The sequence below is a fragment of the Pseudomonas sp. JS425 genome (assembly GCF_018223845.1).
GTDB lineage: Bacteria > Pseudomonadota > Gammaproteobacteria > Pseudomonadales > Pseudomonadaceae > Aquipseudomonas > Aquipseudomonas asiatica.
Genome location: NZ_CP073661.1, coordinates 1,211,160 through 1,235,222, shown reverse-complemented (window position 1 = coordinate 1,235,222; position 24,063 = coordinate 1,211,160). Strand labels below are relative to the sequence as shown.

Annotated in this window: 30 protein-coding genes; 12 read left to right on the top strand and 18 right to left on the bottom strand. The window is 62.7% G+C overall.

What is annotated here, in order from left to right:
* Nucleotides 1–45: 45 nt before the first annotated feature.
* Complete coding sequence (rlmF, locus tag KDB76_RS05670) at nucleotides 46–999, top strand: 23S rRNA (adenine(1618)-N(6))-methyltransferase RlmF (protein WP_024086346.1); 954 nt, start codon at nucleotides 46–48, stop codon at nucleotides 997–999.
* A 50-nt stretch (nucleotides 1,000–1,049) separates the two neighbouring features.
* On the opposite strand, the gene KDB76_RS05665 is transcribed toward rlmF, so the two are convergent.
* The gene (locus KDB76_RS05665; protein WP_003257928.1) at nucleotides 1,050–1,331 is read right to left on the bottom strand and encodes an HU family DNA-binding protein; all 282 of its coding nucleotides are present in this window, start codon (nucleotides 1,329–1,331) and stop codon (nucleotides 1,050–1,052) included.
* 370 nt (nucleotides 1,332–1,701) lie between these two features.
* Here KDB76_RS05665 and yejK point away from each other — a divergent pair, with 370 nt between their 5' ends.
* Nucleotides 1,702–2,709: a nucleoid-associated protein YejK gene (yejK, locus tag KDB76_RS05660; RefSeq protein ID WP_013971093.1), complete on the top strand. Its 1,008-nt coding sequence runs from the start codon at nucleotides 1,702–1,704 to the stop codon at nucleotides 2,707–2,709.
* 122 nt (nucleotides 2,710–2,831) lie between these two features.
* Here yejK and KDB76_RS05655 read toward each other — a convergent pair whose 3' ends face one another.
* The 14 genes from KDB76_RS05655 to KDB76_RS05590 all read right to left on the bottom strand — a co-directional run bounded on the left by KDB76_RS05655 (nucleotide 2,832) and on the right by KDB76_RS05590 (nucleotide 13,891).
* Nucleotides 2,832–3,128: a GIY-YIG nuclease family protein gene (locus tag KDB76_RS05655; RefSeq protein WP_013971092.1), complete on the bottom strand. Its 297-nt coding sequence runs from the start codon at nucleotides 3,126–3,128 to the stop codon at nucleotides 2,832–2,834.
* Nucleotides 3,121–3,597: a nuclear transport factor 2 family protein gene (locus tag KDB76_RS05650; protein ID WP_024086345.1), complete on the bottom strand. Its 477-nt coding sequence runs from the start codon at nucleotides 3,595–3,597 to the stop codon at nucleotides 3,121–3,123. The genes KDB76_RS05655 and KDB76_RS05650 overlap by 8 nt, the downstream gene beginning before the upstream one ends.
* Before the next feature lie 179 nt (nucleotides 3,598–3,776).
* Entirely contained in the window at nucleotides 3,777–5,057 is a 1,281-nt protein-coding gene (locus KDB76_RS05645) for a CynX/NimT family MFS transporter (RefSeq protein ID WP_024086344.1), read from the bottom strand.
* Between the two features lie 13 nt (nucleotides 5,058–5,070).
* Nucleotides 5,071–5,721, bottom strand: a complete 651-nt coding sequence (locus KDB76_RS05640) for a FadR/GntR family transcriptional regulator (protein ID WP_013971088.1) — start codon at nucleotides 5,719–5,721, stop codon at nucleotides 5,071–5,073.
* Nucleotides 5,722–5,929: 208 nt separating this feature from the next.
* Nucleotides 5,930–6,976 carry a histidinol-phosphate transaminase gene (gene hisC / locus KDB76_RS05635; RefSeq protein ID WP_013971087.1) on the bottom strand — a complete coding sequence of 349 codons (1,047 nt, stop codon included), beginning with the start codon at nucleotides 6,974–6,976 and terminating at the stop codon, nucleotides 5,930–5,932.
* A 2-nt stretch (nucleotides 6,977–6,978) separates the two neighbouring features.
* Nucleotides 6,979–8,304, bottom strand: a complete 1,326-nt coding sequence (hisD, locus tag KDB76_RS05630; RefSeq protein WP_024086342.1) for a histidinol dehydrogenase — start codon at nucleotides 8,302–8,304, stop codon at nucleotides 6,979–6,981.
* 134 nt (nucleotides 8,305–8,438) lie between these two features.
* Nucleotides 8,439–9,074, bottom strand: a complete 636-nt coding sequence (hisG, locus tag KDB76_RS05625; RefSeq protein WP_003257924.1) for an ATP phosphoribosyltransferase — start codon at nucleotides 9,072–9,074, stop codon at nucleotides 8,439–8,441.
* Between the two features lie 123 nt (nucleotides 9,075–9,197).
* On the bottom strand, nucleotides 9,198–10,463 hold the full coding sequence (gene murA / locus KDB76_RS05620; protein WP_013971085.1) for a UDP-N-acetylglucosamine 1-carboxyvinyltransferase: 1,266 nt from the start codon (nucleotides 10,461–10,463) through the stop codon (nucleotides 9,198–9,200).
* Nucleotides 10,464–10,486: 23 nt separating this feature from the next.
* The gene (locus tag KDB76_RS05615) at nucleotides 10,487–10,726 is read right to left on the bottom strand and encodes a BolA family protein (RefSeq protein WP_003255121.1); all 240 of its coding nucleotides are present in this window, start codon (nucleotides 10,724–10,726) and stop codon (nucleotides 10,487–10,489) included.
* A 117-nt stretch (nucleotides 10,727–10,843) separates the two neighbouring features.
* Nucleotides 10,844–11,146: an STAS domain-containing protein gene (locus KDB76_RS05610; protein WP_024086341.1), complete on the bottom strand. Its 303-nt coding sequence runs from the start codon at nucleotides 11,144–11,146 to the stop codon at nucleotides 10,844–10,846.
* Nucleotides 11,143–11,790 (bottom strand): ABC transporter substrate-binding protein, encoded by a 648-nt coding sequence (locus tag KDB76_RS05605; RefSeq protein WP_024086340.1) that lies wholly within the window; start codon nucleotides 11,788–11,790, stop codon nucleotides 11,143–11,145. The genes KDB76_RS05610 and KDB76_RS05605 overlap by 4 nt, the downstream gene beginning before the upstream one ends.
* A 9-nt stretch (nucleotides 11,791–11,799) precedes the next feature.
* Nucleotides 11,800–12,285, bottom strand: a complete 486-nt coding sequence (gene mlaD / locus KDB76_RS05600) for an outer membrane lipid asymmetry maintenance protein MlaD (protein ID WP_003257921.1) — start codon at nucleotides 12,283–12,285, stop codon at nucleotides 11,800–11,802.
* Nucleotides 12,285–13,082, bottom strand: a complete 798-nt coding sequence (gene mlaE / locus KDB76_RS05595) for a lipid asymmetry maintenance ABC transporter permease subunit MlaE (RefSeq protein WP_013971083.1) — start codon at nucleotides 13,080–13,082, stop codon at nucleotides 12,285–12,287. Before mlaE ends, mlaD begins: the two co-directional genes overlap by 1 nt.
* Nucleotides 13,082–13,891 carry an ATP-binding cassette domain-containing protein gene (locus KDB76_RS05590; protein ID WP_012270662.1) on the bottom strand — a complete coding sequence of 270 codons (810 nt, stop codon included), beginning with the start codon at nucleotides 13,889–13,891 and terminating at the stop codon, nucleotides 13,082–13,084. Before KDB76_RS05590 ends, mlaE begins: the two co-directional genes overlap by 1 nt.
* 248 nt (nucleotides 13,892–14,139) lie before the next feature.
* Between KDB76_RS05590 and KDB76_RS05585 the strand changes: the two genes are divergently transcribed.
* The 10 genes from KDB76_RS05585 (at nucleotide 14,140) to KDB76_RS05540 (ending at nucleotide 21,152) form a co-directional block, all read left to right on the top strand.
* Entirely contained in the window at nucleotides 14,140–15,114 is a 975-nt protein-coding gene (locus KDB76_RS05585; RefSeq protein WP_003257920.1) for a KpsF/GutQ family sugar-phosphate isomerase, read from the top strand.
* A gap of 12 nt (nucleotides 15,115–15,126) precedes the next feature.
* The gene (locus KDB76_RS05580; RefSeq protein ID WP_024086339.1) at nucleotides 15,127–15,651 is read left to right on the top strand and encodes an HAD family hydrolase; all 525 of its coding nucleotides are present in this window, start codon (nucleotides 15,127–15,129) and stop codon (nucleotides 15,649–15,651) included.
* 8 nt (nucleotides 15,652–15,659) lie between these two features.
* On the top strand, nucleotides 15,660–16,232 hold the full coding sequence (gene lptC / locus KDB76_RS05575) for an LPS export ABC transporter periplasmic protein LptC (protein ID WP_003257918.1): 573 nt from the start codon (nucleotides 15,660–15,662) through the stop codon (nucleotides 16,230–16,232).
* A complete protein-coding gene (lptA, locus tag KDB76_RS05570; RefSeq protein WP_015269063.1) occupies nucleotides 16,219–16,743 on the top strand; it encodes a lipopolysaccharide transport periplasmic protein LptA in 525 nt (174 codons plus the stop codon). Before lptC ends, lptA begins: the two co-directional genes overlap by 14 nt.
* Nucleotides 16,744–17,469 (top strand): LPS export ABC transporter ATP-binding protein, encoded by a 726-nt coding sequence (lptB, locus tag KDB76_RS05565; RefSeq protein WP_003257916.1) that lies wholly within the window; start codon nucleotides 16,744–16,746, stop codon nucleotides 17,467–17,469. It abuts the gene before it with no gap.
* A 175-nt stretch (nucleotides 17,470–17,644) separates the two neighbouring features.
* Nucleotides 17,645–19,138: an RNA polymerase factor sigma-54 gene (locus KDB76_RS05560; RefSeq protein ID WP_015269061.1), complete on the top strand. Its 1,494-nt coding sequence runs from the start codon at nucleotides 17,645–17,647 to the stop codon at nucleotides 19,136–19,138.
* A gap of 79 nt (nucleotides 19,139–19,217) precedes the next feature.
* On the top strand, nucleotides 19,218–19,526 hold the full coding sequence (raiA, locus tag KDB76_RS05555) for a ribosome-associated translation inhibitor RaiA (protein WP_003255135.1): 309 nt from the start codon (nucleotides 19,218–19,220) through the stop codon (nucleotides 19,524–19,526).
* A 12-nt stretch (nucleotides 19,527–19,538) separates the two neighbouring features.
* Nucleotides 19,539–20,003, top strand: coding sequence for a PTS IIA-like nitrogen regulatory protein PtsN (gene ptsN / locus KDB76_RS05550; protein ID WP_015269060.1), 465 nt, complete (start codon nucleotides 19,539–19,541; stop codon nucleotides 20,001–20,003).
* A gap of 2 nt (nucleotides 20,004–20,005) precedes the next feature.
* The gene (gene rapZ / locus KDB76_RS05545; protein ID WP_013971076.1) at nucleotides 20,006–20,860 is read left to right on the top strand and encodes an RNase adapter RapZ; all 855 of its coding nucleotides are present in this window, start codon (nucleotides 20,006–20,008) and stop codon (nucleotides 20,858–20,860) included.
* A 19-nt stretch (nucleotides 20,861–20,879) separates the two neighbouring features.
* Nucleotides 20,880–21,152 carry an HPr family phosphocarrier protein gene (locus tag KDB76_RS05540; protein WP_023660775.1) on the top strand — a complete coding sequence of 91 codons (273 nt, stop codon included), beginning with the start codon at nucleotides 20,880–20,882 and terminating at the stop codon, nucleotides 21,150–21,152.
* Nucleotides 21,153–21,502: 350 nt separating this feature from the next.
* Here KDB76_RS05540 and KDB76_RS05535 read toward each other — a convergent pair whose 3' ends face one another.
* The 3 genes from KDB76_RS05535 to KDB76_RS05525 all read right to left on the bottom strand — a co-directional run bounded on the left by KDB76_RS05535 (nucleotide 21,503) and on the right by KDB76_RS05525 (nucleotide 23,960).
* A complete protein-coding gene (locus tag KDB76_RS05535) occupies nucleotides 21,503–22,114 on the bottom strand; it encodes a superoxide dismutase (protein WP_024086338.1) in 612 nt (203 codons plus the stop codon).
* A gap of 75 nt (nucleotides 22,115–22,189) precedes the next feature.
* Nucleotides 22,190–23,566, bottom strand: a complete 1,377-nt coding sequence (locus tag KDB76_RS05530) for a class II fumarate hydratase (protein WP_024086337.1) — start codon at nucleotides 23,564–23,566, stop codon at nucleotides 22,190–22,192.
* Nucleotides 23,559–23,960 carry a hypothetical protein gene (locus KDB76_RS05525; protein ID WP_025337819.1) on the bottom strand — a complete coding sequence of 134 codons (402 nt, stop codon included), beginning with the start codon at nucleotides 23,958–23,960 and terminating at the stop codon, nucleotides 23,559–23,561. The genes KDB76_RS05530 and KDB76_RS05525 overlap by 8 nt, the downstream gene beginning before the upstream one ends.
* Nucleotides 23,961–24,063 lie beyond the last annotated feature (103 nt).

Sequence of the window (24,063 nt, the reverse complement as noted above, 5' to 3'; positions counted from 1 at the left end):
CCCTAGGCTCTATCAGCCACCGCTCGTATAGGGCTGGACACTGCCATGACCCCGAACAAACCCACCCTGCACCCGCGCAACCGCCACCAGGGCCGCTACGACTTCCCCAGCCTGATCAAGGCCCACCCTAACCTGGCGCGCTTCACCATCACCAACCCCCACGGCAAACCCAGCATCGACTTCGCCAACCCCGAGGCCGTAAGGGTGTTCAACCGTGCGCTGCTGAAGGCCCAGTACGGCATCCAGCACTGGGATATCCCCGCCGACTACCTGTGCCCGCCGATTCCCGGCCGCGCCGACTACATTCACGTCGCCGCCGACCTGCTGGCCGATGACAATGCCGGCGAGATCCCCAAGGGCGCCCAGGTGCGTGCGCTGGACATCGGCGTGGGGGCCAACTGCATCTACCCGCTGCTGGGCCACAGCGACTACCGCTGGCGCTTCGTTGGCTCGGACATCGACCCCGTGGCCCTGGCTTCGGCCAAGGCCATCGTCCAGGCCAACGGCCTGGGCAAGGCCATCACCCTGCGCCAACAGGCCAACCGTGCGCACATCCTCAGCGGCCTGCTGCAGGAGGGCGAACGCTTCGACCTGACCCTGTGCAACCCGCCCTTCCATGCCTCACGCGACGAAGCCACCCGTGGTAGCCAGCGCAAGTGGAAGAACCTGGGCAAGCAGGACCCCAAGCGCAAGCTGCCGGTGCTCAACTTCGGTGGCCAGAACAACGAACTGTGGTGCGAAGGCGGCGAGATCCGCTTTGTCAGCCAACTGGTCAGTGAAAGCGTGCAGTACGCCGAACGGGTATTGTGGTTCACCAGCCTGGTGTCCAAGGCCAGCAACTTGCCGGGGATCGAGGCTGCGCTCAGGAAAGCGGGCGCCAAGGCCGTGCGCATCAGTGAAATGGGCCAGGGGCAGAAGCAAAGCCGCATGGTCGCCTGGAGCTTCCACGACGACGAGGCGCGCCAGGCCTGGCACGCCGGGCGTAAAACCCAGGCATGAAAAAACCGCGTCCGGGCAAGCCGGGCGCGGTTTCGTCAAAGCTTCAACAATTACTTGTTGATGGCGTCGGTCAGCACTTTGGCCGGAACGAACTTGACGACTTTCTTGGCAGCGATTTCGATGGCAGCGCCAGTCGAAGGGTTGCGGCCGGTACGGGCAGGACGCTCAGCGACTTTCAGTTTGCCGATGCCTGGCAGAGTGATTTCAGCGCCGTTTTCCAGCTGGTCGGCAACGATCTGGCCCAGTTGCTCCAGAGCGTTCTTGGCGGTGGCTTTTGGCGCGGCGATCGATTCGGCGATGTCGGCAATCAGTTGGTCTTTGGTCAATGCCATGGTGGTGTTCCTTCCCTATCAAATTCGATGGTTATGCAGCGGACTACGACGTTATCGGGCCAGCCCCTGAAAGTGGAGGGCCGCGCCAATCGCGTATGTAGATACGCAAATCGACGTTTGGTTCGACACGACGACAGCACGCTGCCAGCAATGCGCCACACAAGGGGCGCAAGACCGCGCAAAGCTACCACAGGAGCAGATAAATATCCGCTGCACGCTTCGATTTAATGCAGGTTTTTCGGGGGTTTTAGCCCAAAACGCACAAAATTGAACAAAAAACGAACAACCGGCATTTCTGCCAACATCCGGCCACTGCATCACCTGATGTCTAGGGTAAACTGGACGACTTTTGCAGCTCGCCGAGAATTCCATGCCAATCCGTCATTGCATCGTTCACCTGATCGACAAAAAGCCCGATGGCAGCCCCGCCGTGCTGCATGCCCGCGATTCCGAACTGGCTGCCTCCGACGCCATCGAAAACCTGCTGGCCGACCTCAATGACAGCTACAACGCCAAGCAAGGCAAGGCCTGGGGCTTTTTCCACGGCGAGTCCGGCGCCTACCCGCTGAGCGGCTGGCTGAAGCAGTACCTGGACGAAGAAAAGGACTTTACCTCCTTCAGCCGTGTGGCCGTGGAGCACCTGCAAAAGCTGATGGAAGAGTCCAACCTGTCCACCGGCGGCCACATCCTGTTTGCCCACTACCAGCAAGGCATGACCGAATACCTGGCAATCGCCCTTCTGCACCACAGCGAAGGTGTGGCAGTGAACGCCGAGCTTGATGTGACGCCTTCGCGCCACCTCGACCTTGGCCAGTTGCACCTGGCGGCGCGCATCAACCTGTCGGAGTGGAAGAACAACCAGAACTCCAAACAGTACATTTCGTTCATCAAGGGCAAGAATGGCAAGAAGGTCTCGGACTACTTCCGTGACTTCATCGGCTGCCAGGAGGGCGTCGACGGCCCGGGCGAAACCCGCACCCTGCTCAAGGCCTTCAGCGACTTCGTCGAGAGCGAAGACCTGCCGGAAGAGTCCGCCCGCGAAAAAACCCAGACCCTGGTCGAGTACGCCACTACCCAGACCAAGCTCGGCGAGCCGGTCACGCTGGAAGAGCTGTCCAGCCTGATCGACGAGGACCGGCCCAAGGCGTTCTACGATCACATCCGCAACAAGGACTACGGCCTGTCGCCGGAAATCCCCGCAGACAAGCGCACCCTCAACCAGTTCCGCCGCTTCACCGGCCGTGCCGAGGGGTTGTCGATCAGCTTCGAAGCGCACCTGCTGGGGGACAAGGTCGAGTATGACGAAGCAGCAGGGACCTTGATCATCAAGGGCCTTCCGACCACCTTGGTGGATCAGTTGAAGCGGCGCAAGGACTGATGACCCCGGGGCTGCTGCGCAGCCCATCGCCGGCAAGCCAGCTCCCACAGGTACTGCACAGGCCTGAGGTCTATGCAGCCGAAGTGGGAGCTGGCTTGCCGGCGATGGGGCGCGAAGCGGCCCTAATTAGCAGCCACTACTGCGCCATAGGAGGCCACCAACGCCTCCTTCGCCGACTTGCGCAGCCGCTTCACCAGCCGCTCCTGGCGTAACGCCTCGCCCTTGTCCGGCCATTGCTCCACATACACCAGCGCCTGGGCCGGGCTGGTCTTGAAGTAGCGCGCGCCCTGCCCTTTCTGGTGCGCCAGAAAGCGCCGCTGCGGGTCATCGCTGATACCGCAATACAGCGATCCATTGGCAGCCCTTACCAAGTAGACATACCAGGGTTTGCTGGCGGCAATTTCGACGGGCTCACTCACCCTGAGCCTGCTGGAATGCTCGCAATCCTTTGAACGCCTGCTGGCGTACCTTGTTCTGCACCAGCGGCGACCAGCCCAGCAGCATGCCAGGCACACCCAGCGCCTGCCGCGACCAGCGCCACAAGTCGAATTGGTCATCGTGCTGGCAGATCAGCCCGTCACGGATCACGAAACGCGCCTGGATATCGTTGACCACGATGCGGCCGGTCTGGCTGAACAGGTAGGTGGCCACCCAATGTGCGGCGCCAGTGCGTTCATCGGCGCGGACGTTGTCGAAGGTCAGGGTGAAGTCCTTGGCCCGGCTGGTGAGCATTCGCCACATGTCGCCTGCATCCTTGCCACGCAAGGTGCCGAAGACCGGGTCGCTGAAGACGATATCGTCGCTGTAGCAGGCGACCATGGCCTTGGCGTCCAGGCGCTGGAAGGCCTGGTAGAAGCGGGTGATCAGGTCGCGGTTGGCGTCGCTCATGTGGGCTGGTCCGTCCTGGGAGTCGAAAGCAGCACGATAATCTTCCCCGGTTGGTTATGCCAGTACCGGCCCTTTCGCGGGTAAACCCGCTCCCACAGGTACAACATGACTTCAAGATGTGTGCAATCCCTGTGGGAGCGGGTTTACCCGCGAAGAGGCCGGCAATGCCACATGCCCCTTCAGACTTTCTCGCTGCTCACCTGCACATGCAAAGCCCGCCCGGCCCCCAGGCCGAACACGATGGCACCCACCCCCAGCACGGCAAAAATCCACCCCACTGCCGCCCACCCCCCGGTCAGGTCATGTACCAGCCCCACCGCAAACGGCCCCATCGACGCCAGGGTATAACCCACCCCCTGCGCCATGCTCGACAGGTTCGCCGCGACATGGGCATCCTTCGAGCGCAGTACGATCAAGGTCAGCGCCAGGGCAAAGGTACCGCCCTGCCCCAGGCCCAGCACAACCGCCCAGCCCCACAGCCCGGAAAGCGGCGCATACAGGCAACCGAACAGGCCGGCCAGGGTAATCAGCATGACCAGCACGATCGCCAGGCGCTGGTCCTTGCCGCGAGTAGCCAGCCAGGGCGCACTGAGCGAACTGACCAGCTGCACGATCACCGACCCCGACAGCACCAGCCCCGCCTCGGTCGGGCTCAGGCCGCGACCGATCAGGATCGATGGCAACCAGCCAAAGACGATATAGGCCAGTGACGACTGCAGGCCCATGTACAGGGTCACCTGCCAGGCCAGCGGATCACGCCACAGCCCACGCACACGATAGGCCACCTTGTGCAGGCCATGACCTTGGCGGGCCTGCGGCAGCCATACCAGCATGGCCAGCAGGGCCGGCAACATCCAGAAGCCAAGCCCCAGCGCCCAGCTGCCGTCGAAATGCTGGGCCAGGGGCACCGTGGCGCCAGCCGCCATGGCGGCGCCCAGGCACAAGGCCATGGTGTACACGCCGGTCAGCGTGCCAGCGTGCTGCGGGAAATCGCGCTTGACGATGCCCGGCAACAGCACGCCAATGATGCCGATACTGGCCCCGGCCATCAGGCTGCCGAGGAACACCCCGGTGGCCCCCAGGCTACTGCGCACGACAATGCCAAGCGCCAGGGTGGCGAGGATGCCGAGGATTACCCGCTCGCTGCCAAAACGCCTCGCCAGCCCCGGCGCCAAGGGAGCGAACAGGCCCAGGCACAGCACTGGCAAGGTGGTCAGCAAACCGGCCTGCGAGGCATTCAGCCCCAAGCCTTCGGACACCTGGCCCAGCACCGGCGCCATGCTCGACAATGCCGGGCGCAGGTTCAATGCCACCAGCACCAGGCCGAGCAACAACAGCCAAGGCCGCTGTATCTGTACCGGCTGCTGTTGGACCTGCTCGTCGTCAGCCTCGGCGTCGATCAGCAACTCATCGAGGTCCCGCTCGCTCGGTGGGGTGTTACGGGTGATGGAATCAGCCATGGCCTTCTCGGAGTCAGGATTCGATAAGGGTACGGCTCAGGCGCTTGGCCTGCTCCGCATCGCGTTGCTCGATTGCGGCAAGGATCTGCCCATGCAGGTCGAACGTGGCCTGGCAGCGCGGCACGGTTGCCATGTTGTGCTGCAGCGCGGCAGCCACCACCCCGGAAAAGTACCGGTACAGCTCACTCAAGGCCGGGTTATGGGCGGCATCTACCAGGCGCTGGTGAAACACCAGGTCGCAGGCCACATAAGCATCGATATCACCGTGAAAATGCCCGGCACTGTTGGCCAGGGCATCACGCAGCGCCTGAAGATCGGCGTCGGTTCGGCGCAGCGCGGCCAGGCCGATGGCCTCGGCTTCGAGGATGTGCCGGGTTTCACGGGCCTGCTCGGGCGTGCAGCGTGACATCGCCTGCACCGCCTGTAGCGGGTCCTGGGCCGTGCGCAGGTAGCTGCCATCCCCCTGGCGAATCTCCACCAGGCCACTGAACGCCAGCACACGCATGGCCTCGCGTACGGTGTTGCGGCTTATGCCCAACTGCAGGGCCAGTTCCGGCTCGGTCGGCAAACGCTGGCCAACCTGCCAGTCGCCCAGCAGGATGCGTTCTCGCATGCGCTCGACGGCCAGTTCGACCAGGGAGCGCTTGGTCAATTCGGTGCTCATGAAACTCAACCAATCATCCGATGAATCTGCTCAGCATAATGTATACCGGCAATACAGCAAACATTGATGGTTTCTGGCGATAGTGGAAATCCCTGTGGGAGCGGGCATGCCCGCGAAGAATCCAACGCGATGGATGGCACCGGCGTTGCCGGTGTTCGCGGGCACGCCCGCTCCCACAAGGGCCGCGTCACGGCAGCTTGCAATACCGTTAGTTCAATGCATCAAGCAGCGCCTGGTTCATCTCTGGCGTACCGATGGTGATGCGCAGGAACTGGGCAATGCGCGGCTGCTTGAAGTGGCGCACGATCACGCCCTGCTCGCGCAGGCGTGCAGCCAACTCACCGGCATCGTGCTGCGGATGGCGGGCGAAGATGAAGTTGGCCGCCGACGGCAGCACTTCGAAGCCCTTGGCCCGCAGTTGCCCGACCAATACCTCGCGGCTGTCGATCACCTTGCGGCAGGTTTCTTCGAAGTACTCGCGGTCCTCGAACGCCACCGCTGCGCCGACGATCGCGGCACGGTCCAGCGGGTAGGAGTTGAAGCTGTTCTTGATCCGCTCCAGCGCTTCGATCAGGTCCGGGTGGCCAACCGCCAGGCCAACCCGCAGCCCCGCCAGCGAGCGCGACTTCGACAGGGTCTGGGTGACCAGCAGGTTGTCGTAGCGGTCCACCAGGCTGATCGCTGTTTCGCCCCCGAAGTCGATGTAGGCTTCATCCACCACCACCACCGAATCACGGTTGGCCTGCAGCAACTGCTCCACCGCCTGCAGCGGCATCAGGCAGCCGGTCGGCGCGTTGGGGTTGGGGAAGATGATGCCGGCGTTGGGCTTGTTGTAGTCCTCGATGCGGATCTGGAACTGCTCGTCCAGCGCCACCTGCTCGAAGGCAATACCGTAAAGACCGCAGTAGACCGGGTAGAAGCTGTAGCTGATGTCAGGGAACAGCAGCGGTGCGTCGTGCTGGAACAGGCCGTGGAAGATGTGCGCCAGCACCTCGTCCGAGCCGTTGCCGACGAACACTTGTGCCGGCGTGACGCCGTAGTACTCGGCCACCGCCTGCTTCAGCCGGTCACCGTTCGGGTCCGGGTACAGGCGCAGGTTGTCGTTCAGCTCGCCGCGCATGGCTTCCAGCGCCTTGGGCGACGGGCCGTAGGGGTTTTCGTTGGTGTTCAGCTTGACCAGGCGGGCCAGCTTGGGCTGCTCGCCCGGCACGTAAGGCACCAGGTCCTTGACGAAGGGGCTCCAGAATCGACTCATGCTCAGTTCCCCTTCTCTTGGGTCAGAATGCGGTATTCGGCGCTGCGGGCGTGTGCGGTCAGCGACTCGCCACGGGCCAGGACCGAGGCGGTGTGGCCCAGCTCGGACGCGCCCTGCTCGGAGCAGAAAATGATCGACGAACGCTTCTGGAAGTCATAAACCCCCAGCGGCGACGAGAAACGCGCGGTACCGGAGGTCGGCAGCACGTGGTTGGGCCCTGCGCAGTAGTCGCCCAGCGCTTCGCTGGTGTGGCGGCCCATGAAGATCGCGCCAGCGTGGCGGATGTGCGGCAGCCAGGCCTGCGGGTCGGCGACCGACAGTTCCAGGTGCTCCGGGGCAATGCGGTTGGCCACTTCCATGGCCTGCTGCATGTCACGCACCTGGATCAGCGCGCCACGGCCATTGATCGACTTCTCGATGATCCCGGCACGTTCCATGGTCGGCAGCAGCTTGTCGATGCTGGCTGCAACGCGGTCGAGGAAGGCGGCGTCCGGGCTGACCAGGATGGCCTGGGCATCTTCGTCGTGCTCGGCCTGGGAGAACAGGTCCATGGCGATCCAGTCCGGGTCGGTCTGGCCGTCGCACACCACGAGGATTTCCGATGGGCCGGCGATCATGTCGATACCCACCTGGCCGAACACGTGGCGCTTGGCGGTGGCGACGTAGATATTGCCCGGGCCGACGATCTTGTCCACCTGCGGCACGCTTTCGGTACCGTAGGCCAGCGCGGCGACAGCCTGGGCGCCACCGACGGTGAACACACGGTCGACACCGGCGATGCAGGCAGCCGCCAGCACCAGTTCGTTGACCTCGCCACGCGGGGTCGGCACCACCATCACCACTTCGGCCACGCCAGCAACCTTGGCCGGAATGGCGTTCATCAGCACCGACGACGGGTACGACGCCTTGCCACCCGGCACGTACAGGCCGGCGCGGTCCAGCGGGGTGACCTTCTGGCCAAGCACGGTGCCGTCGGCCTCGGTGTACTGCCAGGAATCCTGCTTCTGCCGCTCGTGGTACATGCGCACACGATTGGCGGCCTTTTCCAGGGCTTCGCGCTGGCCAGGGGTAATGCGGGTCAGCGCCAGTTCCAGGCGCTCGCGACCGAGGATCAGGTCATCGATGGACTTGGCATCGACACCATCGAAACGCTGGGTGAATTCCACCAATGCCGCATCGCCACGCTCGCGCACGGCCTTGATGATGTCGAGCACGCGCTGGTTGACCGCGTCATCGGACACACTTTCCCAGCTCAGCAGATGATCCAGATGTCGGGCGAAATCCGGATCAGCAGCGTTGAGACGGGCAATTGCAGTGGACACGGTCATGGCGAGGGCCTCGATTATTGGCGAATGCTCAGGCGCCCTAGGCTACCAGTCCATCCGCGCGGGCACCCGAGAAAAATGGCTATGACGCGGATAGACGGGCGCGGCAGCGAAGGCCGCGCGCAGTCGGTAGAGAGTCAGCCGCGGTGTCGCGATTCGACCGCTCCGCGCAGCGTGTCGATCAGGCTCTGGATACGGGCGTGCTGCATTTTCATGGAGGCCTTGTTGACCACCAGGCGCGAGCTGATCGTGGCGATCAGTTCCTGGGGCTCCAGGCCGTTGGCACGCAGGGTGTTGCCGGTGTCGACCACGTCGATGATCTTGTCGGCGAGGTTGATCAGCGGAGCCAGTTCCATCGAGCCGTACAGCTTGATGATGTCGACCTGGCGGCCCTGTTCGGCGTAGTAGCGCTTGGCTACGTTGACGAACTTGGTAGCCACGCGCAGACGGCCCTTGGGCTCGGGTGCGCCGACCACGCCAGCGGTCATCAGCTTGCAACGGGCAATCTGCAGGTCCAGGGGCTCGTAAAGGCCCTGGCCGCCGTACTCCATCAGCACATCCTTGCCGGCCACACCCAGGTCGGCGGCACCATGCTCGACATAGGTAGGCACGTCGGTCGCACGCACGATCAGCAGGCGCACATCGTCCTGCGTGGTGGGGATGATCAGTTTGCGGCTCTTGTCCGGGTTCTCGGTCGGCACGATACCGGCCTCGGCCAGCAACGGCAGGGTATCGTCGAGAATACGGCCTTTGGAAAGCGCGATGGTCAACATTGGAACGTCGGTCCTTAAGCGGCTACTGCTGGCCGGGCGTCGAGCCCGACCGCATTCAATTCGTTAGGCACATCCTGTGAAAGCGGGCAAATCCCACCCCCACAGGATGCACCAGGCAGACGACTAGCCCGGTACGCGACGGATCTTCGCGCCCAGCATCTGCAGTTTTTCTTCGATGCACTCGTAACCACGGTCGATGTGGTAGATGCGATCGATCAGGGTATCGCCTTCGGCTACCAGCGCCGACAGCACCAGGCTGGCGGAAGCACGCAGGTCGGTGGCCATTACCGGGGCACCCTTCAGCGCCTTGACGCCAGTGACGATGGCAGTGTTGCCTTCGACCTGGATCTGCGCGCCCATGCGGTGCATTTCGTAGACGTGCATGAAGCGGTTTTCGAAGATCGTCTCGATCACTGCACCGGTGCCTTCGGCAATGGCGTTGAGCGAAATGAACTGCGCCTGCATGTCGGTCGGGAACGCCGGGTACGGGGCGGTACGCAGGTTGACGGCTTTCGGCCGCTTGCCGTGCATGTCCAGCTCGATCCAGTCTTCGCCAGTGTTGATGTCGGCGCCAGCTTCCTTGAGTTTTTCCAGTACGGCTTCAAGGATGGTCGGATCGGTGTCCTTGACCTTGACGCGGCCGCCGGTCACGGCAGCGGCCACCAGGTAGGTACCGGTCTCGATACGGTCCGGCATCACGCGGTAGTTGGCCGAGTGCAGGCGCTCGACGCCATCGATGACGATGGTGTCGGTACCAGCGCCCTGGACCTTGCCGCCCATGGCGTTGATGAAGTTGGCCAGGTCGACCACTTCCGGCTCGCGCGCGGCGTTCTGCAGCACGCTGCGGCCCTTGGCCAGAGCAGCGGCCATCATGATGTTCTCGGTACCGGTCACGCTGACGGTGTCGAAGAAGAAGTGCGCACCGCGCAGGCCACCCTCAGGTGCCTTGGCCTTGATGTAGCCGCCTTCGACTTCGATCTTCGCGCCCATGGCCTCGAGGCCACGGATGTGCAGGTCGACCGGGCGCGAACCAATTGCGCAACCGCCAGGCAGGGCCACTTCGGCCTCGCCGAAACGGGCAACCATCGGGCCCAGCACCAGAATCGAGGCGCGCATGGTCTTGACCAGCTCGTAAGGTGCAACCAGTGTCTTGATGGTGCGAGGGTCGATCTCGACCGCCAGCTTTTCGTCGATCACCGGCTCGATGCCCATGCGGCCGAAGAGCTCGATCATGGTGGTGATGTCGTGCAGGTGCGGCAGGTTGCCCACGGTGACCGGGCCGTCGGCCAGCAGGGTCGCCGCCAGAATCGGCAGGGCTGCGTTCTTCGCGCCCGAAATGCGGATCTCGCCATCAAGGCAAGCGCCGCCAGTAATAATCAGTTTGTCCATTGGAATCTCGCCGCCACGTTGGCTCAGGTGCGCTCAGCCCAGGCTGCGCTGCTGAAAAATTTCATGGTTACCGCATGGATGCTGCCATTGGCGATCCACGGATTCAGGTGAGCATAGATCGCCTGCTGGCGTTTGACCGGGCTCAGGCCAGCCAACTCGTCGCTGATCACGTTCAACTGGAAGTTGCAGCCTTCGCCTTCAACTTCGACCCGGGAACCCGGCAATTTCTCTTCAAGGAAGCTTTTAACTTCTACGGCCTGCATGCTCAACCTCAATCGGCGCCCGATGCGCACGGGTCGGCCATCATACAAAAAAGCCCCTCGCCTGCGAAGCCCAACGAGGGCTTCGCTGACCGAGGGGCCATCATCCGTGCCGGGCCATCAGGTTGCCAGCACTTCATCGAGGTCATAGACCTCGGCAATTTCCCGCATGTCGTCTGGCATGCTGCGCACCTGGCAACCCTTGCCTGCGGCCTCGGCATCGCGCATGAAGGCCAGCAGCAACGACAGGCCGACACTGGTGGAACGCTGCACTGCCGAACAATCGAGCACCAGCTGCGCCTCGCGGCAGGCCGCGATCAGCGCCTTGCCCTGCTTGCGCAGGACCGGCCCGCTGCGGTAGTCCAGCACGCCGGCCAGGCGCAGCACGCCCGGCTCGGCCATGCTTACACCGGCCTCACTCATTTGACGGTCTTCTCTGGCGAGTTGTCGGCGGCCTGCTTGGCCTTGGCCACTTCGCCGGCCCAGCCGTCGATGGTCTTGTCCAGGTCGTTGCCATTGCGCTGCATGGCGTCGGCGAACTGGTCGCGGAACAGCTTGCCGATGTTGATGCCGTTGACGATCACGTTACGCACCTTCCACTCGCCGCCGATGTTTTCCAGGGTGTACTGCACCGGATACACGGCACCGTTGTTGCCGGTGACCTTCATACCAACGCTGGCGCGCTTGCCGTCATCAGCCTTGGCCGGGTCGACGGTGATGCCCTGGTTGTTGTACTCGAGCAGGGCATTGCCATAGAACTGCATCAGGCTGCGCTTGAAGTTTTCCTGAAAGCGCTGCATCTGCTCGGGGGTAGCCTTGCGCGAGTACTTGACGGTCATGATGCTTTTGGAAATACCGTCAGCGTCCACCACCGGGCCGAGGATGCGGTTCAGCGCATCATAGAAGGCATTGGGGTTGGACTTGTACTGTTCCTTGTTGGCCTTGAGGTCGCCCAGCAGTTCAGTGGTGGTGCCCTGAACCACATCGTGTGGCGTCTGCGCAGCCACGGTCAGCAGGGGCAAGGCTGCCAGCAGGACCAGCAGGCCACGTCGCAGGATGGAAATCATGGAAACTCCTTAATTAGCTGGTTGCGCTTCTTTCGGTTCCTTGCCAACGGAGTTGAGCAGGAACTTGCCAATCAGATCTTCCAGCACCAGTGCCGACTGGGTGTCGTGGATGGTCCCGCCGTCCTTGAGCACCTGGTCCTCACCGCCCACGCTGATGCCGATGTACTTCTCGCCAAGCAACCCGGCGGTCAGGATCGAGGCAGTGGAGTCGGTCGGCAGGTTGTCCACCGACTTGTCCAGCTGCAGCGTCACCCGACCGGTGTAGGAATCGCGGTCCAGATCGATGGCGGTAACCTTGCCGATGGTCACACCGGCCATGGTCACTTTAGCTCTGACCGTCAAACCGGCGATATTGTCGAAGTAGGCATAAACTTTATAGGTATCGCTGCTCGGGCTGGCCGACAGCCCGCTGACACGCAGGGCGAGCAGCAGCAGCGCCAGGATCCCGGCCAGGAGGAACAGGCCGACACCGATTTCCAGGGTGCGGTTTTGCATCAGAAATCTCCAAACATCAAGGCGGTCAGAATAAAGTCCAGACCCAGCACTGCCAACGAGGCATAGACCACGGTCTTGGTGGTGGCACGGCTGATCCCTTCTGAGGTGGGCTCACAGTCATACCCCTGGAATACGGCGATCCAGGTCGTGACGAAGGCAAATACCAGGCTCTTGATCAGCCCGTTGAGCACGTCGTCGGTGAACGAAACACTGTTCTGCATGTTGGCCCAGAACGAGCCCTCGTAGACGCCCAGCCAGTCCACCGCCACCCACGAGCCACCCCAGATGCCGACCACGCTGAAAATCAGCGCCAGCAACGGCAGCGAGATGAAACCGGCCCACAGGCGTGGCGCGACGATGTACTTGAGCGGGTCGACGCCGATCATTTCAAGGCTCGACAACTGCTCGGTGGACTTCATGTTGCCGATTTCTGCGGTCAGCGCCGAACCGGCACGGCCGGCGAACAGCAACGCCGTCACCACCGGGCCGAGCTCACGCAGCAGGGTCAGGGCGACCATCTGCCCCACCGCCTGCTCCGAGCCGTACTTGGTCAGGATGCTGAAGCCCTGCAGCGCCAGCACCATGCCGATGAACACCCCGGACACAACGATGATCGCCAGCGACAGCACGCCCACCGAGTACAGCTGCTTGGTCAGCAGCTGGAAGCCGCCGCCGATGCCGCCACGGCCGATCAGCGCATGGAACAGGAACAGGCAGGAGCGCCCCAGCACCGCCAGCACGTCGATGGCCGAGCGCCCCAGCAGGCGGACACGTTCGAGTAAGGATTTTCTGCGCATCAACGCGCTCCCAGCAGGTCGGCGCGGTAGTCAGGCGCAGGGAAATGGAAAGGCACCGGGCCGTCCGGGTCGCCCTTCATGAACTGACGAATGCGCGGGTTATCCGAGCCCATCAGCTCGTCAGGCGTCCCCTGGCCCAGCACCTGGCCGTCACCAACCACATAGATGTAGTCGGCGATGCTGGCGGTTTCCGCCAGGTCGTGGGAAACGACGATGCTGGTGATACCCAAGGCATCGTTGAGCAGGCGGATCAGACGCACCAATACACCCATGGCGATCGGGTCCTGGCCTACGAACGGCTCGTCGTACATGAGAATCTGCGGGTCCAGGGCAATCGCACGGGCCAACGCCACACGGCGTTTCATGCCACCGGACAGCTCGTCGGGCATCAGGTCGATGGCACCGCGCAGCCCCACGGCCTGCAGCTTCATAAGCACGATATCGCGGATCATCTCATCCGACAGCTGGGTATGCACGCGCAGCGGGAACGCGACGTTCTCGAACACATCGAGATCGGTGAACAGCGCGCCGCTCTGGAACAGCACCCCCATTTGCTTGCGGGCGTCGAACAGGTCGCTGCGCGACAACGTCGGCAGGTTCTGCCCGGCAACCCAGACCTCACCGCTGGAGGGGCGCAACTGCGCGCCCATCAGGCGGAGCAACGTGGTCTTGCCGCAACCCGATGGCCCCATGATGCCGGTGACCTTGCCGCGCGGGATGCGAATGTCGACGTTGCTGAAAATGCTGCGCGAACCACGTTTGAAGGTAACCCCCTTCAACTCGACCGCGTAGGCGCTATCCACACTCATCTAGACTCCTTGCTGGTGCAGCCTCGTCCTAATGGACGTCGGCCTCCACCTGGAAGGCACAAGCGCCCCTGGCAGGCCGAATAGCGGCGAACTATAGCACCGCTGACAGCGCCGCCCCAAGGTCGGCTAGCGAGTCGTTCAGCCCTGCGACAGGCTGGCGAGACATTCACCACGGCAATCGAAAGCGTGAGGGTTTCTTTCATTGCAGCTATAATCGCCGCCTTTTCATCAGGCATTGCTTTTTCGACATGAGCCAATCCAGCGAGCTGATCCAATCCGCCCAACGCACCCTGCGCCTGGAACTCGAGGCCGTAGAGGCCCTGCTGGCGCGCATCGACGACAATTTCGTCAAGGCCTGCGAACTGATCCTGGCCAGCAAGGGCCGGGTCGTCGTGGTCGGCATGGGCAAGTCCGGGCACATCGGCAACAAAATCGCCGCCACCCTGGCCAGCACCGGCACACCGGCATTTTTCGTGCACCCGGCCGAAGCCAGCCATGGCGACATGGGCATGATCACCCGCGATGATGTCATCCTTGCCCTGTCGAATTCCGGCAGCACTGCCGAAATCGTCACCCTGCTGCCGCTGATCAAGCGCCTGGGCATCAAGCTGATCAGTCTGACCGGCAACCCGGACTCGCCCCTGGCCCAGGCTGCCGAGGTCAACCTCGACGCCCGCGTCGAACAAGAGGCCTGCCCGCTGAACCTGGCCCCCACCTCCTCCACCACCGCATCGCTGGTGCTGGGCGACGCGCTGGCCATTGCCCTGCTCGAAGCCCGCGGCTTCACCGCCGAGGACTTTGCCTTCTCGCACCCGGGTGGTGCACTGGGCCGCCGCCTGCTGCTCAAGGTGGAGAACGTGATGCACGCCGGCGACGAACTGCCCCAGGTGCCCCGCGGCACCCTGCTCAAGGACGCACTCCTTGAAATGTCCCGCAAAGGCCTGGGCATGACCGTGATCGTCGAAGCCGACGGCAAGCTGGCCGGGATCTTCACCGACGGCGACCTGCGCCGCAGCCTGGACCGCAACATCGACGTCCACACCACCCTGATCGATCAAGTCATGACCGTGCACGGCAAGACGGCCCGCGCCGAAATGCTCGCGGCCGAGGCCCTGAAGATCATGGAAGACCACAAGATCGGCGCCCTGGTGGTGGTGGACCGCGAGGACCGCCCCACCGGCGCCCTGAACATGCACGACCTGCTGCGCGCCGGCGTGATGTAAAGGAGCAATGGAATGAACCAGGACCTCATGCAACGCGGCAAGAACATCAAGCTGGCAGTGTTCGACGTGGACGGCGTGCTCACCGACGGGCGCCTGTACTTCCTCGAGGACGGCAGCGAGTTCAAAACCTTCAACACCCTCGACGGCCAGGGCATCAAGATGCTCATGGCCTCGGGCGTGACCACCGCGATCATCAGCGGGCGCAAGACCCCGGTGGTCGAGCGCCGGGCGAAGAACCTCGGCATCCCGCACCTGTACCAGGGCCGCGAGGACAAACTGGTGGTGCTGGACGGCCTGCTCGCCGAACTGGGCCTGAGCTATGCTCAAGTGGCCTACCTTGGCGACGACCTGCCCGACCTGCCGGTGATCCGCCGGGTCGCACTGGGCATGGCGGTGGCCAACGCCGCGCCGTTCGTTCGCCAGCACGCCCATGGCGTGACCCAGGCACGTGGCGGCGAAGGCGCGGCCCGTGAATTCTGCGAACTGATCATGCAGGCCCAGGGCACCCTGGACGCTGCCAACGCCAACTACCTGTAAGGCTGCCCATGTTCAGCAAGAAAGCCCGCAACATTGCGCTGCTCGCGGTGATCGCCGCCCTGCTGGTGGCGATCGGCTACTGGAATGTCAGCCCGGAAAGCTTCCTCGACAAGCCTGTGGCCCAGGTCGACGAAAGCGCCATCGACTACTACGCAGTCAACGCCCACAGCGTGCAGTTCCTGCCCGACGGCAAGCTGCAGTACGAAATGACCGCTGACAAGGTCGAACACCTGAAAGCCAGCGAAATCACCCTGCTGACCACGCCGGACCTGCACCTGTACCGCGGTACCGAATACCCGTGGCACGTACAGAGCACCCGCGCCGAGGTCAACCCGGACGGCAGCGAAGTCGAACTGATCGACAACGTACGGGTCGCCCGCACCGACGAAAAGCAGCGCGAAATGATCATTACCAGCTCACGCATGACCGTGTTCCCGCAGAAGCAATATGCGCAGACCGAGCAAGCCGTTAGAATCGACGGCGCCGGTGGCACAACTACGGGCAAAGGAATGAAAGCGTATTTGAAAGAAGGCAAGATGGACTTGCTCTCTAACGTAAGAGGACAGTATGAGGCTCGTTAAAACCCTCCCCCTTTTGCTCAGCCTGAGCGCAGCACTGGGAAGCGCGAGCGCCCTCGCCCTGCCGAATGACCGTGACCAGCCTATCCGCATCCAGGCCGACAACGCCCACCTGGACGACAAGCAGGGCGTGGCCACCTACACCGGCGACGTGATCATCACCCAGGGTTCGATGATGATCAAAGGTAACACCGTGACCATCACCCGTTCCGCCTCCGGCGACATCGACGTGGTGACCTCGGTGGGCAACCTGGCCTACTTCGAGCAGCAGCAGAGCGCAGCCAAGCCGGACAAGATGAAAGGCTGGGCGGTGACCATCCAGTACCAGTCGCAGAAGGACATGGTGATCCTCACCGACCGCGCCAAGGTCGAGAACGAAGGCAACACCACCGAAGGCGAGAAGATCGTCTACAACACCCAGACCCAGGTGGCGACCGCCGGTCGTGGTGGCAACGTGACCTCGCCGCGTCAGCGTATCGACATGGTGATCCAGCCCAAGAAGAAGGCCGAGTAAATGGCAACCCTCAAAGCCCAGCACCTGGCCAAGAGCTACAAGGGGCGGCAAGTCGTACGCGACGTCAGCCTGTCTATCGACAGCGGCCAGATCGTCGGCCTGCTCGGCCCCAACGGCGCCGGCAAGACCACCTGCTTCTACATGATCGTCGGCCTGGTCCAGGCCGATCAGGGGCGCGTGCTGATCGACAACCTCGATGTCAGCCACCAGCCCATGCACGGTCGCGCCCGCGCGGGCATCGGCTATCTGCCGCAGGAAGCCTCGATCTTTCGCAAGCTGTCGGTGGCCGACAACATCATGGCCATCCTCGAGACCCGCAAGGACCTCGACCGCGACGGCCGGCGCAAAGAGCTGGAAAGCCTGCTGCAGGAATTCCACATCAGCCACATTCGCGACAACCTCGGCATGAGCCTGTCCGGTGGTGAGCGCCGCCGCGTGGAAATTGCCCGCGCGCTGGCGACCGCACCCAAGTTCATCCTGCTGGACGAACCGTTTGCCGGTGTCGACCCGATTTCGGTCGGCGACATCAAGCAGATCATCCATCACCTCAAGGCCAAGGGCATCGGTGTACTGATCACCGACCACAACGTGCGTGAGACCCTGGATATCTGCGAAACCGCCTATATCGTCAATGATGGCCGGCTGATCGCCGAAGGCGACGCCGAAACCATCCTGGCCAACGACCTGGTCAAAGAAGTTTACCTGGGCCACGAGTTCCGGCTCTGAGCCCGGCACGCGCCTGGAGTACTGGCAAATAGCCCTGGAACCTGGGGTAAAGTGTTACGGTACTCTAGGCAAACGCTACAATTTAAGGCATAAAACTTGCTTGATCTGGCGCCCCGGCGCCCTCGTGTAGTGGATGGCGCATGCGCGCCGGCGAACAAGGTATTAAGCCCCAGCCATGAAACCATCGCTCGTCCTAAAAATGGGCCAGCAACTGACGATGACACCGCAGTTGCAACAGGCCATCCGCCTGCTCCAGCTCTCCACCCTGGACCTCCAACAGGAAATCCAGGAAGCGCTGGAGTCGAACCCGATGCTCGAACGTCAGGAAGACGGCGACGACTTCGACAACAGCGACCCGATGGCGGACAACGCCGAGAACAAGCCGGCCGCTGAAGTCCAGGACAACAGCTTCCAGGAAAGCACGACCAGTGCCGACACCCTGGAAGACGGTGAATGGAGCGAGCGCATCCCCAACGAACTGCCGGTCGACACCGCCTGGGAAGACATCTACCAGACCAGTGCCAGCAGCTTGCCGAGCAACGACGACGACGAGTGGGACTTCACCACCCGCACATCGGCCGGCGAAAGCCTGCAAAGCCACCTGCTGTGGCAACTGAACCTGGCTCCGATGTCCGACACCGACCGCCTGATCGCCGTCACCCTGATCGACAGCATCAACGGCCAGGGCTACCTGGAAGACACCCTCGAGGAGATCTGCGCCGGTTTCGATCCGGAGCTGGATATCGAGCTGGACGAGGTCGAAGCGGTACTGCACCGCATCCAGCAGTTCGAGCCAGCAGGCGTTGCCGCCCGCACCCTTGGCGAATGCCTGTTGCTGCAATTGCGCCAGCTGCCCGCCAGCACCCCGTGGATGGCGGAAGCCAAGCGCCTGGTCACCGACTTCATCGACCTGCTCGGCAGCCGCGACTACAGCCAGCTGATGCGTCGCATGAAAATCAAGGAAGACGAGCTGCGCCAGGTCATCGAGCTGGTACAAAGCCTCAACCCGCGCCCCGGCTCGCAGATCGAGTCCAGCGAGCCTGAGTACGTGGTGCCCGACGTCATCGTACGCAAGGACAGCGACCGCTGGCTGGTGGAGCTGAACCAGGAGGCCATTCCGCGGCTGCGCGTAAACCCGCAGTACGCTGGCTTTGTGCGCCGGGCCGACACCAGTGCCGACAACACCTTCATGCGCAACCAGCTGCAGGAAGCGCGCTGGTTCATCAAGAGCCTGCAAAGCCGCAACGAAACCCTGATGAAGGTGGCCACGCAGATCGTCGAGCACCAGCGCGGCTTCCTCGACCACGGCGACGAAGCGATGAAGCCCTTGGTGCTGCATGACATAGCCGAAGCGGTGGGCATGCACGAGTCGACCATTTCGCGGGTAACCACGCAGAAATACATGCACACCCCGCGTGGCATCTACGAACTGAAATACTTTTTCTCCAGCCACGTCAGCACCTCCGAAGGCGGAGAATGCTCGTCTACGGCTATCCGCGCGATCATCAAGAAACTGGTTGCGGCGGAAAATCAGAAAAAGCCATTGAGTGACAGCAAGATCGCTGGTTTACTGGAGGCACAAGGCATCCAGGTAGCCCGTCGCACCGTCGCCAAGTACCGCGAGTCCCTCGGCATCGCACCGTCGAGCGAGCGCAAGCGACTGATGTAGCCCCTGAGATGTGCCACAGCGTTTGTGGGGCAGGTGCAAGACCTGCCTCTCTATGCACGGGCAACAAAGGAGAAGCTGTATGCAAGTCAATATCAGTGGACAGCATGTAGAAGTCACCCAGCCACTGCGCGATTATGTGCTTGAAAAGCTCGCTCGCGTGGAAAGTCACTTCGACAAGATCACCAACGTGCAGGTCATCATGAAAGTCGAGAAGCTGCAGCAGAAGGTCGAGGCGACATTGCAGATTCCCGGCGGCGAAGTGGTTGCCAACGCCGAACACGAAGACATGTATGCAGCGATCGACGCCTTGGCCGACAAGCTCGACCGCCAACTGAAAAAACACAAGGAAAAACAGCAAAGCCTGCTGCAAGGTGCAGCTGCCCGCTGATCCCCCTCATCCATGATCCGACTTGAAACCATCCTGACCCCCGGCCGTTCCCTCGTGAACGTGCCGGGCGGCAGCAAGAAGCGCGCCCTGGAAAAGGTCGCCACCGTCATCGCCGAACAAGTGCCCGAACTGGAGATGCAAGACGTCTTCGAAAAACTGGTCGCCCGGGAAAAACTCGGTTCGACCGGTTTCGGCAACGGCATCGCCATCCCGCACTGCCGGCTTGAAGGATGTTCCGCTCCGGTCAGCGCCCTGCTGCACCTGGAAGCGCCTATCGACTACGACGCCATCGATGGCGCGCCGGTGGACCTGCTGTTCGTCCTGCTGGTGCCAGAAGCCGCCACCGATGCCCATCTGGAATTGCTGCGCCAGATTGCCAGCATGCTCGATCGCAAGGAGGTCCGTGATCGCCTGCGTGCGGCCACCAGCAGCGAGGCCCTGTTCCAGGTTGTCCTGGACGTACAGAACGAGCACTGAACATGCGCCTGATCATCGTCAGCGGCCGGTCCGGCTCCGGCAAGAGCACCGCCCTCGATGTCCTGGAAGACAACGGTTTCTACTGCATTGACAACCTGCCCGCCGGGCTGCTGCCGCAACTGGCGGAAAATGCGCTGATCAACACCGAGTTGCAGCAACCCAAGGTCGCCGTGTCGATCGACGCGCGCAACTTGCCCAGCCACCTGACGCGTTTTCCCGAGTTGCTCGAAGAAGCCCGCGCCCGGCATATCCAGTGCGACGTGCTGTACCTGGATGCCGACGAAGACGTACTGCTCAAGCGCTTCTCGGAAACCCGCCGACGCCACCCGCTGACCAACGCCAACCGCTCGCTCGCGGAAGCGATCCGGGTGGAAAGCGAATTGCTGGGGCCGATTGCAGACCTGGCCGACCTGAAGATCGACACCACCAGCCTGAACCTGTATCAGCTGCGTGATTCGATCAAGCTGCGCCTGCTCAACCAGCCCGAGCCTGGAACGGCGTTCCTGGTCGAGTCGTTCGGTTTCAAGCGAGGAATGCCGGTCGATGCCGACCTGGTGTTCGATGTGCGCTGCCTGCCCAACCCCTACTGGAAGCCCGAGCTGCGTGAGCACTCCGGCCTCGACCAACCGGTGATCGACTACCTGGCCGCACAGCCGGATGTCGAAGAGATGTTCAACGACATTTCCAGCTACCTGCTCAAGTGGCTGCCCCGCTTCGCCGCCAGCAACCGTGCCTACGTCACCATTGCCATTGGCTGCACCGGCGGCCACCACCGCTCGGTGTACATCACCGAACGCCTTGGCCAACTGCTGCAGCAATCCCTGAAAAACGTCCAGGTCCGCCACCGCGACCTCTAGCCCAAGGATCCGCCCCACGATGCCCGCCCGTGAAATCACCATCATCAACAAGCTGGGTCTGCATGCCCGGGCGGCAGCCAAGTTCGTCGGCGTTGCCGGCCGCTTCCCCTGCCAGGTCAGGGTTGGCCGTGCGCCGGACAAGTTGGTGGATGGCAAGAGCATCATGGCGGTGATGATGCTGGCGGCCGGCAAGGGCACCCAGGTGCACCTGCATACCGAAGGCGAGCAGGACGTTGATGCCATGGATGCGCTGGTCGAGCTGATCAACAACTTCTTCGACGAAGGCGAATGAATTGCAAGCGGTACGCTTACCCTGTGGGAGCGGCTTTAGCCGCGAAGAATCCAACGCGGTGCATGGCACCGGCTGCGCCGGTGTTCGTGGCTAAAGCCGCTCCCACAGAGTCCCCGCTAATTCAATGAGTTATGTGCCGCTCCCACAGCGAAACCGGTGAACACCCCATCATCCGGCGCAAACCGATGCACACCCCCAAGCTGGCCAGGCCAGGTCCAACCAGGCGAAGCCGCGCGCCAATAGCAATGCAGTGCCTGCGAGCAACAGCAAAGTCCCAAGCGTCATGCGAAACAGGCGAAACAGGCGCACGCGGCTGACGGACATCATCTGGGAGCGCATACCGGGGAGACTCACTTCAGGGTTTCGAGGTAGCGGCGCTCCACTTCCGCCCAGTCAATGACGTTGTGAAAGGCACCGATGTATTCCGGACGACGGTTCTGGTACTTCAGGTAATAGGCATGCTCCCACACGTCCAGGCCGAGGATTGGCGTGTTGCCGTGCATCAGCGGGCTGTCCTGGTTGCCGCTGCTTTCCACTACCAGCGTTTTCTGCGGGGTCACGCTGAGCCAGGCCCAGCCACTGCCGAAGCGGGTCAGCGCAGCCTTGGTGAAGGCCTCCTTGAAGGCATCGAAGCCGCCCAGTTGGGCGTCGATGGCCTGCGCCAGAGCACCCTGCGGCTCTCCCCCGCCCTGCGGCGACATCACGGTCCAGAACAGGCTGTGGTTGGCGTGCCCGCCGCCATGGTTGGTCACCGCACCACGCAGGTTTTCCGGCAGTTGCCCGACCGCGCCGAGCAGTTTTTCCACCGGCCACTCAGCCCACTCGGTGCCTTCGATGGCGGCGTTGAGGCCAGTGACGTAGGTCTGGTGGTGCTTGGTGTGGTGGATTTCCATGGTCTGCGCGTCGATGTGCGGTTCCAGCGCAGCGTAAGCGTAAGGCAGTGCAGGCAAGGTATGGGGCATATCAGTGAATTCCGTAGGCATGGGTTGGGCGATGACCAACGCGGCCACCGCTGGCGCTTGGGCCGTGACTCAGTGTCAGATACCACCGGCGGTGAGTTTTTCCGGGTCCAGTAGCGCTTCCAGCTGGTCACGCGATAGGTCGGTGTGCTCCAGCGCCACGTCGATGATCGGACGGCCCTGCTTGTAAGCGGTCTTGGCGATTTCAGCGGCCTTGAGGTAGCCGATGATCGGGTTCAGCGCCGTGACCAGAATCGGGTTGCGTGCCAGGGCTTCCTTGAGCTTGCTTTCGTTGACCTTGAAGCTGGCGATGGCCTTGTCGGCCAGCAGGCGGCTAACGTTGGCCATCAGCTCGATGCTCTCCAGCAGGTTGCGGGCGATCACCGGCAGCATCACGTTCAGCTCGAAGTTGCCGGACTGGCCAGCGATGGCAATGGTGGCGTCATTGCCGATCACTTGGGCGGCGACCATGGCGGTGGCCTCTGGAATCACCGGGTTGACCTTGCCAGGCATGATAGAAGAGCCCGGCTGCAGACCTTGCAGCTCGATTTCGCCCAGCCCGGCCAGCGGGCCAGAGTTCATCCAGCGCAGGTCGTTGGCAATCTTCATCAACGCCACGGCGGCAGTCTTGAGCTGGCCGGACAGGGCCACTGCGGTGTCCTGCGAGCCGATCAGGGCGAACAGGTTTCGCCCGGGGGTGAACTCGACCTGGGTCAGGCCGCTGAGCTGGCGGGCGAAACCGGCAGCGAACTGTGGGTGGGCATTGATGCCAGTGCCCACAGCGGTGCCACCCTGGGCCAGCGCCTGCAGGCTGGGCAGGGTCGCTTCGATGTGTGCCTTGGCGCCATTGATCTGTGCCGCCCAGCCATCCAGCACCTGGCTCATGCGCACCGGCATGGCGTCCATCAGGTGAGTGCGGCCGGTCTTCACGTACTGATGCACCTGTGCCGACTTGGCCTCGATCACCTGTACCAGGTGCGCCATGGCGGGCAGTAGCTGCTCGTGCAAGGCCAGGGCGGCGCTGACGTGAATCGTGGTCGGGATGATGTCGTTGCTGCTCTGGCCGCAGTTGACGTGGTCGTTGGCGTTGACGGCCTCACCCAGCACGCGGCTGGCCAGAGTCGCGATCACCTCGTTGGCGTTCATGTTCGAGCTGGTGCCGGAGCCGGTCTGGAACACATCCACCGGGAAATGCTGGATGAAGTCACCCGCCAGCAATTGCTCGACTGCCGTGACGATGGCCTGGCCCTGCGCGGTCGACAGCTGTTCCAGTTCGACGTTGGCCTTGGCCCCGGCAGCCTTGGCCAGCAGCAGCGCTCGAACGAACTGGGCCGGCATGCGCTGGCCACTGATCGGGAAATTGTCGACCGCGCGTTGGGTCTGGGCACCGTACAGGGCCTGGGCCGGCACCTGCAGTTCGCCCATGCTGTCACGCTCGATACGGGTATCACTCATCATCAAATCCTTGCATCAGTTCATCGGGAGAAATCGACGGCAGCAGGCGGCAATTGGCCAACTGCAGGGCGTAGGGCTGCCAGCGCTGGTTCTGGGCCTCGCGGTCGAGGTTGCGCAGGTCCAGCAGTGGTCGCCAGGCCTGGTCCAGGCACAGGCAGCGCCAATGCCAGGGCAGCATGCGGTCGCAGGCGGTATCCAGCAGCAGGCGGAAGGAGGTCAGCGCCACCGTCCATGGCGAGGTCTCGGTGCAGCACACCAGGTAACGGCCTTCAGCCAGGTAATGCTCGATCAGGCGCGGTTCGTCGGGCTCCAGCGCACAGCGGATGCGTCGGCTGAGCCAGCGCCAGTTTTCCAGGTAGGGCAGTTCGCGGAGGACCGGTTTCATGAACATCATCGCCGAGTTACTAGTTAATGATATTCATTATTAAGTGATAAATAGAGTCACTTCAATATAGATGATGGAACAAAAAACCCGGCATGGGGGCCGGGTCTTCGGT